The following is a 14,145-nucleotide window of genomic DNA, read 5'->3' as shown; positions in this document are numbered from 1 at the left end:
ATTTAGACTAACGGCATACAAGAATAGAGGGTAAAGACTCGAATGGATAATCAGGAGCATGAAAAAGAGCGGATACCGCTATTGTATATACAGACAGCAAATCATGTGATGGAAGAAATACGGAAGAGGAAGCTTCAGCCACATGATCTCGTCCCCTCTGAAGGGGAGATTACCAAGTTGTACGGTGTCAGCCGCATGACGGCGAAGCTTGCACTGCAGATCTTGGAGAAAAAAGGGATCGTTTATCGCCATGCCCGCCGTGGGACATTCGTATCTGCTGATTACCATGTGCATTCCGGGGAACAGATGCTGGAGAAGGCGATCGAGAAGAAAGAACCGGTACGAAGGATTGCATTGGTGATTCCTAATATGGATGATTACATCGGAGATTGACTGCGTTTATCATGATCATTACCATGGGGCTTATAAGACCACCCAGTATTTGATTGAAAATGGTCACCAGGAAATCGGATATATCTCAATGGCCTTTGACGGTGTGACGAGCAGGGAAGATCGGTATAGAGGTTATCTTCAAGCTATGTTGGATCATGATCTGCCGGTAAACAACCGTAATATTTACTTGAGCTGCTCTGAAGATTATATGCATCAGTTGAATGCTCCGAATATGCAGCTGGAGTCTTTTTTAGACCATACTTCGGCGTTAACGGCAGTTGTATGCGCAGACGACTATATCGCTACATCGTGCTTGTACACGGCAATCTCGATGCAAATTTTGGTTTCGGATCAATTGTCTATTATAGGGTTTACCGACATTCAATTGGCGAGCTTGCTGCCGGTTCCATTAACTACCGCAAGACAAGCGACAGAGAAACTCGGACAAGCTGCCGTATATCGAGTTATTAAGCGGATGGATAATTCACGTGAAGGGGCGTTAACGATTAAAATTGATAGCCTGTCTCACCTTTACGCGTAGTGAAGGATGGGAATCGAAATCTTCATGCACTAGATCGTTGAGTTAGTTATCAGGGAACAGATGGGAGCGCTCTATCGAAACCATGGATGCTGCTTTGGCTGCACCGGGTCAAAAAAGACTGCTACAATTCGATAATTCTTTTGTTTCTCTAGATAAAGGATGGCATTTTAATTTGCACAACAATATCTGGGGTACAAATTTCCCAATGTGGTACGGTGAAGATGCACTATTCCGTTTTCGTCTAAATCTACAATCGAACCGTAAATAAAAGAATAGAAGTATACTTGTGGCTGAAATACACCTCTTAGAATAAACATTGGTAAACCCTTTGCGTCCGATGTCATTCTAAGAGGTGTATTTTTGCTCAGCTTCTGCAACAGATAAGATCTCAATGTTAAAAAGACAAATTTCCACTTGGAAAATTTGGTTTTCATAGGTAATATCCCATATTCCGCCGGTTTCCTCTACCGCCTTCTTTACGCTTTTTAGACCGATACCATGAAAATGCTTGTCTCGTTTTGTTGTGGCTAATTCTCCGAAATGATTAGTTCGTATTGAATGCTGATATGGATTCTGTATTCTGATAAATAAAGTACCCTTATGATAATGAAGTTGGAATTTAATATAGGGCTGAGTCACACCCGGATGCTTGCATGCTTCGATGGCATTATCAATGGTGTTCCCTAGAATAATGCTAAATGCATACGCATCTAGGTCAAGCTGAGGTGGAATCTTAATGTCTGTTTGAAAGGAGATACCCAGCTTTTTGGCAAATTGCGACTTGTAATTAATGATGGAGTCGATTAGGATGGAGCCGGTATTACAACTCCCTGAAGAGAGTTCGATCACTCCAAGAAGCTTATCCACATCATTCAGTCCGGCTTCTTTCTCCCCGGCTTGTAATTGTGACCTCAGGCCGAGCAAGATATTCCTGAAATCATGTTGAAACGTAAAGACTTCTTCCTGCTTTTCTTTCGTGAGCAGATACTGGTTCATATAGTAGGTGTTTTGCTGTTCCAATAAGTAGTTTTTATTCTGAGCCGATTGTATGGTTAATACGCGATCACACAAAAGAATGATCAAGAAGTTGATTAACAGCATTCCTCCGGATAAAGTCGGATACAAGGCGGGATATTCTCGCAATGACAGCTCGCTCGATAATTTTGCAATACTGAGAATGCTGATAAACGGAAAACAGAACAGCCCGATCCAATACCAACTGCTTAGATTCCCTTCGCCAAAAGATTTGGTAAAACGAAGTGTGATCTGTACCAGTATAAACATCAGAATCTTCGACAAAAACAAGGTAAAGATGTATCCGCTTGTCGTATACACAGGTGCAGTAGCTGCATCTGAAAGAATAATCAGTGCGACTATAAATAAAGCAGCACCAATACGCCATTGTATTTTTCCTTTATAGAAAAAGGACAAGAGAACGATCCCCACTATATTAAGCCCTAGCATCCATAAGCCGGGAAGTGGACTGTAATGAAGGAGGAGTACAAATATATAATAGGCAGAATATACGGAATAAAGGATTACTTTGGATTCCCAAAGCCGTGGGAAACAATGGTCATAGAAATAATGAATGATAAATGGGAGGGCTGCCAGCGTGAGGGCATAGAACAGCTCATCCAGAAGAATATTATTCAAGCAGACTCCCCCTGAATTGCAAATAGCTCTTTTTCACTACGGTGCTTTGCTTATCGCTGATCGGAAGTTCTTCCCCACTCGTCAATACAATTTTTTTGCCCTGAATTTGTTTGATGTAATCGAAATTCACAAGATACGATTGATGAATCCGCACAAACTGCTTCGATGGTAGCTTTTCTTCTTCTATAGATAAAGTACTGTAATATTCCGTTTGATCTTCCGTTGTTTGCAAAATGATTTTTCGGCGGTCACTTGCCAAGTACATAATATTACGGATTGGAATAAGTAGTTTAGTTCCACTTTGGTGTACAGGCAGTAATTTTGGTTGGCTTTGCTGACGTTTGACCTTTATTTGCTGAATCATAGAGATTAGTTTTTTTTCAAAAGACTCGTTATGTATAGGCTTCTTTATAAAACCAGAAGGTTGAACGTCAAATAGTTGAACATGATACTCTTCGTGGCTCGATACGTAAATCAATCGAACCCTATCATTATCACAATCTCTCCGTAATATATGACCCGCGGTTATTCCGCTTATTCCTTTCATTTCTATATCCATAAAAATAATATCAAATGGACAACCATGTTGAATGGCTTTCGTGAAACTTTCACCAGAATAGAATATGGATACCTCTATCTTTACGGTCTGCTGAATGGGATGGTTAATGATCAATCTCTCAATACATTCTGTTGTCTTGAAATCATCATCACAAATAGCAATATTTATCATCTGAAATTCCCCTCCTGTGCTATAAATAATAATACATTATATGGGAGTATAATCAACCTTTATCCTTTTAGGGATCACTTGGAAGTGGCGAAAGTTACATTTATTCCCGTGTTTTTTACCATGGCGATTAGTAAGTCTAGTAAACATGCTAATTTAATATCAATTAGTAGTAGCAGAGGCTATGGAGGAGTTGAAAAATGAATACAACAATCTTTGAAGCTGAGGGATTAACTAAACAGTATGGCAGTGCAAATGCGCTTCAAAATATAAATATGCAGATTAAACAGGGTGATATCTATGGCTTTGTAGGTGAGAACGGAGCAGGTAAAACCACACTCATGAAAATAATTAGTGGATTAGTTTATCCTACAAAAGGGACTATCCAATTGATGGGTAAAAGTAGTGAGAAGGACATCGCACGGGTCAGAAAAAAAATGGGGGTTTTAATAGAGCTTCCTGCCCTCTATCCCCATATGAACGCCGAAGAGAATTTAAGCTTTTATTGCAAGATTCATGGTATTTCGGATCTCAACAGAATTAAAGATGTACTGAATCTGGTGGGACTAACGGACGTTGAAAACAAAAATACATCAGAATATTCTCTGGGTATGCGTCAACGCTTAGGGCTGGCTATCTCCCTTCTCAACGAACCGGAATTTTTAGTTTTGGATGAACCGATTAATGGACTTGATCCTGCAGGAATTGTAGAAATGAGAAAATTATTGGCTAAGCTGGCACATGAAAAAGGGGTTACCATCTTGATTTCCAGCCACATTTTGAGTGAACTCCAATTGTTAGCTACCAAATTCGGGTTTATTCATAAAGGGCAGTTCATTAAGGAAGTCTCTGTGGAAGAACTCTTGCAATCAGCCGAAACGCAAATTTGCATTAAGACCGTTGAAATAGAAGCAGCCATAAACGTGCTCAAGAACGATCTTAATATTCATTCGATCACATTGTCAGAATCCGGAGAAATATTGGTTCCCAAGGATTTGACAGATCTTGAACAGTTAATGTCAACGTTAATTAAACAAGGGATTCCACTTGAAGGAATCAACCTGTCCACAACAAATCTTGAGCATTATTACATGGATCTGATAGGAGAATGAGCAATGAGGGATTTTCTGAGAGCTGAGTCTTACTTTATGAGAAGGGATATCATGTTTAAGGGGATTTCTCTGCTGTTCCTTACAGCTAGCCTAGTATTAGCATTCTGGACTGGCAGTAAAGCAGGTTTTGAAATCGGTAATCTTGCGGAACCCTTAACGATTGTGACGCCTTTATCTTTATTTTTTTATTTTATTATTCCAGTCTATGTATGCTTTTTTGCAACCGAAGGATTTGAATATGGATCTATCAAAGTGATCCTTGCTTCTGGACAAAGTAGGTTTATCTACATCACGGGAAAATACCTTTCTGTCTTAAAAATTATTATATGGTGGATTTTACAATTTACAGTAGTGTTTTATCTCGCTTATATGATAGCTGCTTTGATAATCGGGACTGACATCGGTAATCGTAATTTAAATGCTGACTTGATTCAGGTTTCCCGTGTATTGGGATTAAATGTTCTTTATTTATCAGCTTATGCGGCTCTAATCATTATGGTAGGCATTCTTATTAAAAGAACGGCCTCAGCGGTGGTTGTAACTTTTCTAATTATATTCGGTGACTTCATGATATCCGGTTATTTCCGTGATGCTTCCTCTGCATGGTTAAGGGGGATTTCAGACCATGCTTTAACGACCCAGGTTATGAAGTTTTCCGGAATCTACGTCGTCAATTCACAGCATATAGTCCTAACCGGAGCAAAGAGCTTTATGGAAGTGGTGCTGATCCCTGTGATTATCATAGCTATCAGTTTGTCTGTCACCTATATTTCATTTGGAAAAAGAGATATACATGCGTAGATAAAAAGGAGGTATTGAAATGGACAGGGGCAAAAGATCACCTAAAACGATCGTTATTGTAGGTGCGTTGATAGCTATTGTAGTTTTTATGGTTCTTTTTGTTGGTATTGAGATGGGATGAGGCTAGTCCCAGTATATGTCGCGGGGAGTTATGTGAAATGAAATACAATGTAGTATGGATCAGCATTAAAGAGTTATTTCATCCTTACCGTAAAAACATTTGGATAATCAGTATTGTAATGTTGGTGACTTCTATAGGGAGCTTTTTGACTCCTTGGTTTACCAAGCAGCTTATTGACATTGGTATTCTAGATTTGGATTTTTATCGAGTTATACAATACGTAGGACTGATTTTTTTAGTATTCCTTATCCAACAATTACTTGGCATATTTCAATTCTATTACTACAAGGAAATAAGTGTGAGAATACCCTATGACTTAAATAAGAAAGCTTGTAAACATGTATTATCCGTACGTACGAAATTTTTTAAAGACAGAAATTTCTCAGTAGTGATGTCAGAGCTTTTTCAAGATATCGCCAACATATCATCTTTGACAGACACGCAATTTTTAACATCTTTCGTTAATCTATTTAAAGTTTTCGCGGGCTTAACAGCCTTGTTTTATATTAACTGGAAATTGACCTTAGTTATGCTTGCTACAATTCCAGTCAAAATGCTAATTAGCAGTTATTTATATAAAAAGCAGGTAAAGGTTTATGAAAGCATTATGCATTTGCAATCAAATTTCTCAGAATGGTTAGGGGATGCAATTAGTGGTATTGAAGCGATAAAAGTATGGGGGATTACTGGCAACCGACTAGCGAAACTGAAAGTGAATCTGGATGAAAGTAAAAATGCTAAATCCAAGCTAATGCGGTATGGGTTTATTGACAGTATTTCTGGATCATTTATGTCTACATTGTTTACTTGTGGTCTTTACTTATACGGTGCTTGGTTAATCCAAAAAAATGAAATCACTATTGGCGGACTGGTATCTTTCATTTCTTACTCCTCACTGGTATTTGAACCAATTACTATCATATCGTATTTGATTACTCAATTATCCAGCGTGAAACCAGCTTTTGAGCGTTTTTTAAGATTTCTGAATACGGATGCTGAAATTGATAAACCAGAAGCGAAGGAATTATTAGAATCAATATCTATCAATGAGCTTAAATTCGAAAATGTATCATTAGTTTATGAGAATGAAAAAGCTCTGGATCAGGTTAGTTTCACTATTCAAAAAGGTGAGAAAGTAGCGATTATTGGTTTGAACGGAAGTGGCAAATCATCCGTTGTAAATCTGCTGCTAAGATTCTACGAGCCTACTGAAGGCAGCATTAAAATAAACGATAAAGATGTTAAAGAGTATACTTTTGAATCCTATCGCTCGATATGGAGTTTGATGGCTCAAAACAATTATCTTTTCAATGATACTGTGGCGAACAATATCAACATTTCTGAAGAGCTTACAAATACTGAAATATTGGAAAGCTGCAAACAGTCAGGAGCATATTCATTTATCCAAGATCTACCGGAAAAAATGGACACTCGAATTGGCTACAATGGCGCTAAACTATCAGGCGGACAAAAACAAAAAATAACACTTGCCCGAACATTAGCACGTAAGAACACAAAAATTCTGCTATTGGATGAAGCAACCTCAAGCTATGACTATTATTCAGAGCAGGTTTTTAACGAGGAATTGTTATCTTCAGATCGTTATATGATGACTATCATGATCACGCATCGACCGGAAGTATTGAAGAGATTAGATAAGATCATTTATTTAAATGGTGGCAAGGTTCTTGGGATAGGTACTTTTGATGAGCTGTACACATCTCAGGAGAGTTTTAGAGATATGATTACTAGTACTCAAAGGGAGGAAACCCCGGATGCCTTTTATTCCTTTTCAAACGAGAGCGAATCTGCATTACGTCTATGATATGAATAGAAACAGTATTTATAAAATCAAACAGAATCAGTATGAAGCGTTAAGTCATATTTCTGAGGGCAGTTATGAGGAAGCAGATGTAAATGTGCTTAAAGATTTTCAACAAAGGGGGCTTCTAGCTGAATCTCCGATTCTACAAATAGAGCATCCGGCAAGTCAAATGTTGGAGTACCAGTTAGAGCGTTGTGTTAATTCAATCACTTTTCAGATGTCTCAAAATTGCAACTTGCGTTGTGGTTACTGTCCATACTCTAGCAATGAAATTTATAATAATCGTTCACATTCTGCTCTGAATATAACCTGGGATACTTTGCAGCAAGGGATTGATTTCCTAGTAGACCATTCTAAAGACGTGGACCATTTGCATGTGGCTTTTTATGGTGGGGAGCCTTTGATTGAAAAAAAACTCATAATAGATACTATGAAATATACTCAGGAGAAAGTAAGCGGCAAAGAGATCTCCTTTGGAATGACTACGAATGGCACACTACTGGATGATAGTTTCGCAAGGGAAGTTCGTGATTTTAACATATCCATTATGATTAGCTTGGATGGACCGAAGGATGTTCATAATGAAAATAGGACGTTTGTTAATGGACGTGGTTCCTACGAGATTGTATACCGTAATGTTGTACATATTAGAGACAACTATCCTGATCTGTATAAGAAACTGAAGTTCAATACAGTTATTAGTCCAGATGGTAAGTTCGAAGAGATCTTTGATTACTTTAGAGCTGGAGAAGGAGTGAGTGACCTCTCTAAAGTTAACTTTAATACACTATCCATGAACTATACAGAGACGGAATTCGTTTATGGTGAGGCTTATTTTGAAGAACGAAATTACGAAGCTTTGAAGGCATATCTATTGCTACTAGGCAAAATAAAAGAAGAGCCTGTGGCTTTTCATAAACGTGATATTGAGACCATTTATAGCTACAAAGAGTTTCTTTCGCCAATCAAGGAGACTCCGAAAGTAGCTCATCCTAGTGGGACTTGTGTACCAGGATTGAAAAAACTATTTGTAGATGTAAACGGCAATTTATTTCCTTGTGAGCGTATAGATGAAAATTCTTCACTTATGAAAATGGGAAACCTTCAGGATGGTTTTGATATAAAAAAAGTACGAGAGATTCTGAATGTCGGAGCAGTTACGGAACAAAACTGTAAAGAATGCTGGGCTTTTCATTGCTGCTCCATATGCCCCGCTGCAGCGGATAATGGAAAGGATGAACATTATTCAGAAAGCTATAAGCTTAGCAAATGCAACAGAGTTAAAGCGTCGGCTTTAGAGAATTTAAAGAACTATACGATGACGAGGGAATTTAAATATCAGTTTACAAGAGAGGATATTTCACTGTGAAGAACAAACTGGCGGTTTACCCTTTTCATAAAGGTCTGATGCCTTTATTGCTAGCAGAAAGTGAGCTTCAGAAATTTGAGCTGACGTATGCCGTAGTTCCAAAAGGTTGGGAGTCATTCGACGAAGTGGACGACACTAAAAGGGCTCTAATATGTGATGAAGAGAGCTTTTATTTAAATGATCTGATTAATTCAGTGGATGTACTGTTATTATGTAAGCCTCATTTTCAAGTTGATGAATCAGGTTACTGCCGGTTATCTTCTCTTGCAGAAGAAAAGGGAAAACATATTATGTACGAGGCTGAATTGAAAACTGTATTAAACCAATCAACCATAGAGGGTTGGGAGTGTCTGAATCTAGAGCATATTTCTATATCGAAACAGAATGCACTAGCGAGTATCGATGTCCCGGTCATTTTAATTATGGGGATGGGGGAAAACTGTGGGAAATGGAATTTGCAGCTTAAACTAAGTGAAAACTTTCGCAATTTGGGATATAAGATGAGTTTGATTTCCAGCAATGCACTATCTAGATTATGGGGATACCATACAATCCCAGACATTATAGACGGTAATGGTCTAACGTTTTCAGAACAGGTCGAGAGTATTAATGCCTATATTAAATATATAGAACAAGCTGAGAAACCTGATGTCATCATTATTGGAGTTCCGGGAAGCATTCTTAAGTATAGCTCAGCAGTTCCCAATGGCTATGGGTATATACCTTTCCTAATCGGTAATGCAGTTATACCAGATATCACAATCTTAAGTTTGTATTACGGAAATTACGAGGAATCTCATTTGAAAGAAATGAAGTCTACTTGTTTGTACAAATATGGTGTCAATGTTGATTACTATCATATTTCTGAGAATGTTTGCCTATATAATCCAGAAGCAAGACAACTAGAATACTATTCTGTAGATTATCCAGACTTAGTAGAAAATAATTCCTATTCTCAAGAGGGGATGTACACTTTTAATGTTTCTAATTCTACAAGTCAAGAAGATGCTTTCAGAAGAATTATAAGTGAGTTGCAAAATAATATTCCAATGATTTAAAGGAGGGGAAGGAGTTGTTGGCTCTAAGCGAACAGGTTATAGAAGAAACAGTCAAAAATTATGTCAAAGAATTCGATAGTACGACCAATCTATTAGGTGTAACGTCTGTTAGAAATATCATTTATATTTTAACAGATCTTGAGAACGAACTTGGATTCCAAATCAATGATTCTTTTGTCCGTGAAATCAAAAACTTAACTGTAGAAAACCTTATTGAAGTTATACCAAAATATCTAAAGTAGTGTTATAGAAATCTCGCTCTATATTTTCAATGCTGGCATAAGAGATGTATTCAAAACAGACCCTATGACAAATTGAAAGGAGGGGAATAAATAATGGAACTTAATAAAAATGCTTCTCAACAAGTAGCTCCTATGGTCTCAACATTTGCAACTTGCTGGTGTATGTGCCTATGCCTTATTTTTACAGAAAAAAGACATAGTGACCAATTAGATGCGCTGAATGCTGTTAAAAATTAGTGGATTTATACATCATGAATTGAGATCCTATTTTTGACGAAGTTTTACTAGATAGTAATTGGCTGTTTTGAATACATCCTTTATGTCAGTATTATTATTATTATTATTATTAAAACTTTAATATAAAATCTCCGGCAACAATATTGCCAGGAGATTTTTTTGTTTAAGGCTTGTTTTTGATTGAACTGCTTTTGGAAGAGTATTGAAAGTCACAGTGGAATATTTTAATCCTCGATATAATGTAAGCGTTATCTTTTTTGTGGCAGTTTACTTAAATTAAAAGGAGATAAACTATGAGAGTGAGCAAAGTTTCTTTTAACCAGCTTGTGTTTATTTGTTTAGGGATTCAATACATGTTAATGCATTTGTTCTCTGCAGGCGAGGCGATTGTCATCACATCCATAGAGCTTGTTATATACATGATTTTTACAGTTGTTGGCCTTGTTGGATTATTTATGCGAAGTAGAAAAGTGGATAGTGAGGCTATTTCCGGATTGGTCGCATTATTCTTCAGTGTATTATGGATGGTATCTTTATTCTCGCAATTTAAGAAAGAAAGCTACCCAGATGCTTTAACGGTAATTAATTCGCTTGGCGTAGCTACTGCCTTACTTGTGCTTCTGGCTGAGTTCATCATTATAGCTAAGGCCTAGCGTAAATACGAACAAAAAAACAAGACAGGTCTATTTAAGACTTGTCTTGTTTTTTGTGCATCCCCAGAAATGAAAGCACACCCTGAGCATTCCGCTTAAATTCATATTCCGAATCATGCTTCGTATGATGGAATCTTGTTTCCGAGATTGGATAAAACGGAGTGACTTCTACATCATTCCAGACAAAATAGTAATCCTGCCCACTACGCTCCACGCTCGCTTTGCAGCCATATCCCTCATAGGTTCCCATATATGAAGCATAAATGCTGTCATCAAGCGGGAAGGCATGTGGAGAGACAGGCACCCTTTCAGGTTCACCAAATATTAATCCAGCTAGCGATTCTGTTAACTTAGTGACGGGTACGCAATCATAATTAGTCAACATGATGACGCTTGTTTGATCTTCAGGGTATCTATGCAGTTCACTTCGGAAACCGCGATAGGCACCGCCGTGATACATTCTTTTTCGATCTAAACGTTCGTCCAAGAACCAACCGAATCGATATTTGAGATTACTGGAATGAAAGGCCATCTCCAGGGTGTTATGAGATACTAATTGATCAGAGTACAAGGCTTGATCCCACAGAAAAAGATCGGCAGCCGTCGAATACATCGCGCCAGCGGACAGGATAGAACTCATATCTATGTATTCTCCCTGAGTGTATTCTCCCCAAGAGGAATGATAAGGTGAGGCTAATTTTGGAATAATTTGCTGATTGTTATAAACTCCTGTATTTACCATACCCAGAGGCTGTAATATAAAAGTAGTGATATAATCTTCAAATGTCATCCCTGTAATCTTCTCAATGATCATCCCCAGCAAATAATAACCTGAGTTGTTATAGGCGAATGAAGTACCAGGCATAAATGCAGGCGGGTGGCTCACAAATAGCTGTAACATCTCCTGTGGAGTCAGCTTCAGTTTATTTAATTTTTGATTATATTCGGGTATGGAAGAGTAGTTGGCTATACCTGAAGTATGTCCCAGCAGGTGAAGGATGGTAATCCCCTCTAGGGCATGCTGCTGAGGGAGATATTTTAGGATTGGATCTTCCAGTCTAAGACGTTTTTGTTCTTTTAGCATCAGGATAGCCATGCCAGTGAATGATTTGGTAAGTGACCAGATCCGGAATTTGGTATCTAAAGTGTTCGGGACCTGATGTTCAAGATTCGCATATCCGTACGCTTTATGTAACTTGATTTCTCCACGCTGAGCTATTAAGACTGTGCCACTTAATGGCCAGCTTTGTTCGTATTTATCTAAATAGTGCTCCAGTCGCTGGAATTGTGTATCCACAGGTAACCCCTCCTTAAAGGCATATTCTAACATAATAATAAATTCAGTTGAAGCGGAGAGAAATCGATGAGATATGATTGTTTGATTATTGATGATGAAATTGAGCTTGCGGAGACCACCTGCGAATATTTTAATTTGTTTGATGTTCAGACCGCGTTTGTTACGAACGCCGATGCCTGTCGGAGCTTTTTGAGTGAGCATCAGGTGTCGATGTTACTCCTTGATATTAATTTAGGCGGTGAATCCGGCTTCCAGTTATGCAAAGAACTGCGTCAGACGACTGGGATTCCCATCCTGTTTATTAGTGCCCGCTCCAGTGAGGATGATGTATTAATTGCGCTAGATATCGGGGGAGATGATTATATTCATAAGCCGTATACCCTGAGAGTATTGCTGGCAAAAGTAAAGGCGGTGCTTAAACGTTACAACAACGAAGTTGTAGCCGAGTCATCCCTTCTTGAATCCGGCCCCATACAGATTGATCCCGAACTCAGAAGGGCAAGTCTTAACGGCGTACCCCTCAAGCTGAAAACAATGGAATATAAATTGCTAAAGTTTTTGATCCAGCATAAAAATCGGGTAATCCCTAAAGAGGAGCTATTTACAGGGGTATGGGGGGATGTTTTTGCGGGAGATGGCACCTTAAATGTACATATCCGTCATCTCCGTGAGAAGATTGAGCAGAATCCTAACGATCCGCAGTACATCCGTACCGTATGGGGCATCGGTTATGCTTTTGAGGATAAATAGTGATGACTAAAAAATTGCTACTGGCGCTAATGCTCACTATACTCGCTGCAAGTATAACTCTCTTATTCCTGATATTTAATTTGAAGGTGGAGACCTCAACAGACCGAGTGGCGATCAATACCATTGTTAAGCTTACAGAGCAGCATTGGGATAAGCTTGAGCCGAAACTGTACAAGGAAAGTCCCTATGATTTCGCCATTATTGATACCTCTGGTAAATTAAAATATCAGACTGAAAATGCGATTTCCGTTAGCGTTAATGAAGCTATCAATAATCGGGATACCTTAGTCGACGTTGTTGTTCAGGATCAGCTGGTGGGTAAAGTAATTATTAATAATGATCACCGTACGATTTTTATACATATGAAACAACAATTTATACAAGTATCTGTTGTGATGCTGCTTTTGCTTACAATTATAGGCATCCTATATATTTGGTTCCTGAATAGATCCATTCTTCGTCCGTTTCGCAAAATGCAGCTATTCGCAAAGCATATCGCAAGAGGTGACCTTGAAGTGCCTCTGGAGATGGATCGTAATCATCTGTTTGGTGCTTTTACCGAAAGCTTCGATATGATGCGTGAAGAGCTTGCCGCGGCTAGGCACAGTGAATATTTGGCGAACAAGAGTAAGAAGGAGCTGGTTGCTAGTCTCAGTCATGATATTAAGACACCGGTCTCTTCGCTGAAGGCGATCACGGAGCTGATGTTATTAAGCGCAAGAGATGAGAAGACAAGCAGACAGCTGAACACCTTGTATTCCAAAGCGGATCAGATTGATCGTCTGGTCACAGACATGTTCCATTCGACTTTAGAGGAACTAAATGAACTTAAAGTCAGCCTAACGGAAGAGCATAGTCACCTGCTGACTCAAATTATAAATAATGTGAACTTTTACGAACGGATTTCAGCAGCCTCTGTGCCAGACTGTATCATTACGGTGGACCCCTTGCGGCTTCAGCAGGTCATCGATAATGTGGTGAACAATTCCTACAAATACGCCTACTCCGGCACACCCATCGATATTAAATTCGAGGTTAGAGATCATTATCTGGAGGTTGATATTCTGGATTACGGTCCTGGTGTTCCTGAAGAGGAATTGCCCTTAATATTCAATAAATTCTTTCGAGGCAGTCTGGCCGTGAGCCAGAACGGAGCGGGTCTAGGTCTGTACATTTCTCGTTATATGATGCAAAAAATGCAGGGCGACATTGTGTGTTCCAATCGACAGGATGGATTTACTGTAAAGCTGCTGATTCCTTTAGCATGATAGAATTAAGAATTCGCTAAGGATTGCACAAAGACATGTTAAGAACATTTAACGTACGATAAGGTTGCAATTACGAATCAGCCTGTGATTGCAGCCAT

16 protein-coding genes are annotated in these 14,145 nt (G+C 38.7%); 13 read left to right on the top strand and 3 right to left on the bottom strand.

What is annotated here, in order from left to right; all coding sequences use genetic code 11:
* The first annotated feature begins 42 nt into the window (after positions 1 to 42).
* From QNH28_RS19695 to QNH28_RS19685, 3 genes are all read left to right on the top strand, one after another.
* Positions 43 to 393, top strand: a complete 351-nt coding sequence (locus QNH28_RS19695; protein WP_283908192.1) for a winged helix-turn-helix domain-containing protein — start codon at positions 43 to 45, stop codon at positions 391 to 393.
* Positions 374 to 934 (top strand): substrate-binding domain-containing protein, encoded by a 561-nt coding sequence (locus tag QNH28_RS19690; RefSeq protein ID WP_283908191.1) that lies wholly within the window; start codon positions 374 to 376, stop codon positions 932 to 934. The genes QNH28_RS19695 and QNH28_RS19690 overlap by 20 nt, the downstream gene beginning before the upstream one ends.
* Before the next feature lie 82 nt (positions 935 to 1,016).
* Positions 1,017 to 1,202, top strand: a complete 186-nt coding sequence (locus tag QNH28_RS19685; protein ID WP_283908190.1) for a hypothetical protein — start codon at positions 1,017 to 1,019, stop codon at positions 1,200 to 1,202.
* Between the two features lie 77 nt (positions 1,203 to 1,279).
* Here the strand turns inward: QNH28_RS19685 and QNH28_RS19680 are convergent, their stop codons facing one another.
* Positions 1,280 to 2,587, bottom strand: coding sequence for an ATP-binding protein (locus QNH28_RS19680; protein WP_283908189.1), 1,308 nt, complete (start codon positions 2,585 to 2,587; stop codon positions 1,280 to 1,282).
* A complete protein-coding gene (locus tag QNH28_RS19675; protein ID WP_283908188.1) occupies positions 2,580 to 3,317 on the bottom strand; it encodes a LytR/AlgR family response regulator transcription factor in 738 nt (245 codons plus the stop codon). Before QNH28_RS19675 ends, QNH28_RS19680 begins: the two co-directional genes overlap by 8 nt.
* Positions 3,318 to 3,514: 197 nt before the next feature.
* On the opposite strand from QNH28_RS19675, the gene QNH28_RS19670 reads away from it, so the two are divergent.
* From QNH28_RS19670 to QNH28_RS19635, 8 genes are all read left to right on the top strand, one after another.
* Positions 3,515 to 4,426 (top strand): ABC transporter ATP-binding protein, encoded by a 912-nt coding sequence (locus QNH28_RS19670; RefSeq protein ID WP_283908187.1) that lies wholly within the window; start codon positions 3,515 to 3,517, stop codon positions 4,424 to 4,426.
* A 3-nt stretch (positions 4,427 to 4,429) separates the two neighbouring features.
* Complete coding sequence (locus QNH28_RS19665; RefSeq protein ID WP_283908186.1) at positions 4,430 to 5,227, top strand: ABC transporter permease; 798 nt, start codon at positions 4,430 to 4,432, stop codon at positions 5,225 to 5,227.
* Between the two features lie 158 nt (positions 5,228 to 5,385).
* A complete protein-coding gene (locus QNH28_RS19660) occupies positions 5,386 to 7,173 on the top strand; it encodes an ABC transporter ATP-binding protein (protein ID WP_283908185.1) in 1,788 nt (595 codons plus the stop codon).
* A complete protein-coding gene (locus tag QNH28_RS19655) occupies positions 7,124 to 8,542 on the top strand; it encodes a radical SAM/SPASM domain-containing protein (protein WP_283908184.1) in 1,419 nt (472 codons plus the stop codon). Before QNH28_RS19660 ends, QNH28_RS19655 begins: the two co-directional genes overlap by 50 nt.
* Entirely contained in the window at positions 8,539 to 9,600 is a 1,062-nt protein-coding gene (locus QNH28_RS19650) for a TIGR04066 family peptide maturation system protein (protein WP_283908183.1), read from the top strand. The genes QNH28_RS19655 and QNH28_RS19650 overlap by 4 nt, the downstream gene beginning before the upstream one ends.
* Positions 9,601 to 9,614: 14 nt before the next feature.
* Complete coding sequence (locus QNH28_RS19645; RefSeq protein ID WP_283908182.1) at positions 9,615 to 9,842, top strand: hypothetical protein; 228 nt, start codon at positions 9,615 to 9,617, stop codon at positions 9,840 to 9,842.
* A 93-nt stretch (positions 9,843 to 9,935) separates the two neighbouring features.
* Positions 9,936 to 10,079, top strand: a complete 144-nt coding sequence (locus tag QNH28_RS19640) for a hypothetical protein (RefSeq protein WP_280786537.1) — start codon at positions 9,936 to 9,938, stop codon at positions 10,077 to 10,079.
* Positions 10,080 to 10,372: 293 nt separating this feature from the next.
* Positions 10,373 to 10,732, top strand: a complete 360-nt coding sequence (locus QNH28_RS19635) for a hypothetical protein (RefSeq protein WP_283908181.1) — start codon at positions 10,373 to 10,375, stop codon at positions 10,730 to 10,732.
* A 34-nt stretch (positions 10,733 to 10,766) separates the two neighbouring features.
* On the opposite strand, the gene QNH28_RS19630 is transcribed toward QNH28_RS19635, so the two are convergent.
* Positions 10,767 to 12,029, bottom strand: a complete 1,263-nt coding sequence (locus tag QNH28_RS19630) for a serine hydrolase domain-containing protein (protein WP_283908180.1) — start codon at positions 12,027 to 12,029, stop codon at positions 10,767 to 10,769.
* 66 nt (positions 12,030 to 12,095) lie between these two features.
* Here QNH28_RS19630 and QNH28_RS19625 point away from each other — a divergent pair, with 66 nt between their 5' ends.
* A complete protein-coding gene (locus tag QNH28_RS19625) occupies positions 12,096 to 12,779 on the top strand; it encodes a response regulator transcription factor (protein ID WP_283908179.1) in 684 nt (227 codons plus the stop codon).
* A 2-nt stretch (positions 12,780 to 12,781) separates the two neighbouring features.
* Positions 12,782 to 14,047 carry a HAMP domain-containing sensor histidine kinase gene (locus QNH28_RS19620; protein ID WP_283908178.1) on the top strand — a complete coding sequence of 422 codons (1,266 nt, stop codon included), beginning with the start codon at positions 12,782 to 12,784 and terminating at the stop codon, positions 14,045 to 14,047.
* Positions 14,048 to 14,145 lie beyond the last annotated feature (98 nt).

This window comes from Paenibacillus sp. G2S3 (assembly GCF_030123105.1).
Lineage (GTDB): Bacteria > Bacillota > Bacilli > Paenibacillales > Paenibacillaceae > Paenibacillus_AQ.
Note: the sequence above shows the minus strand (reverse complement) of the source record. Positions and strands in the feature narration are given on the sequence as shown.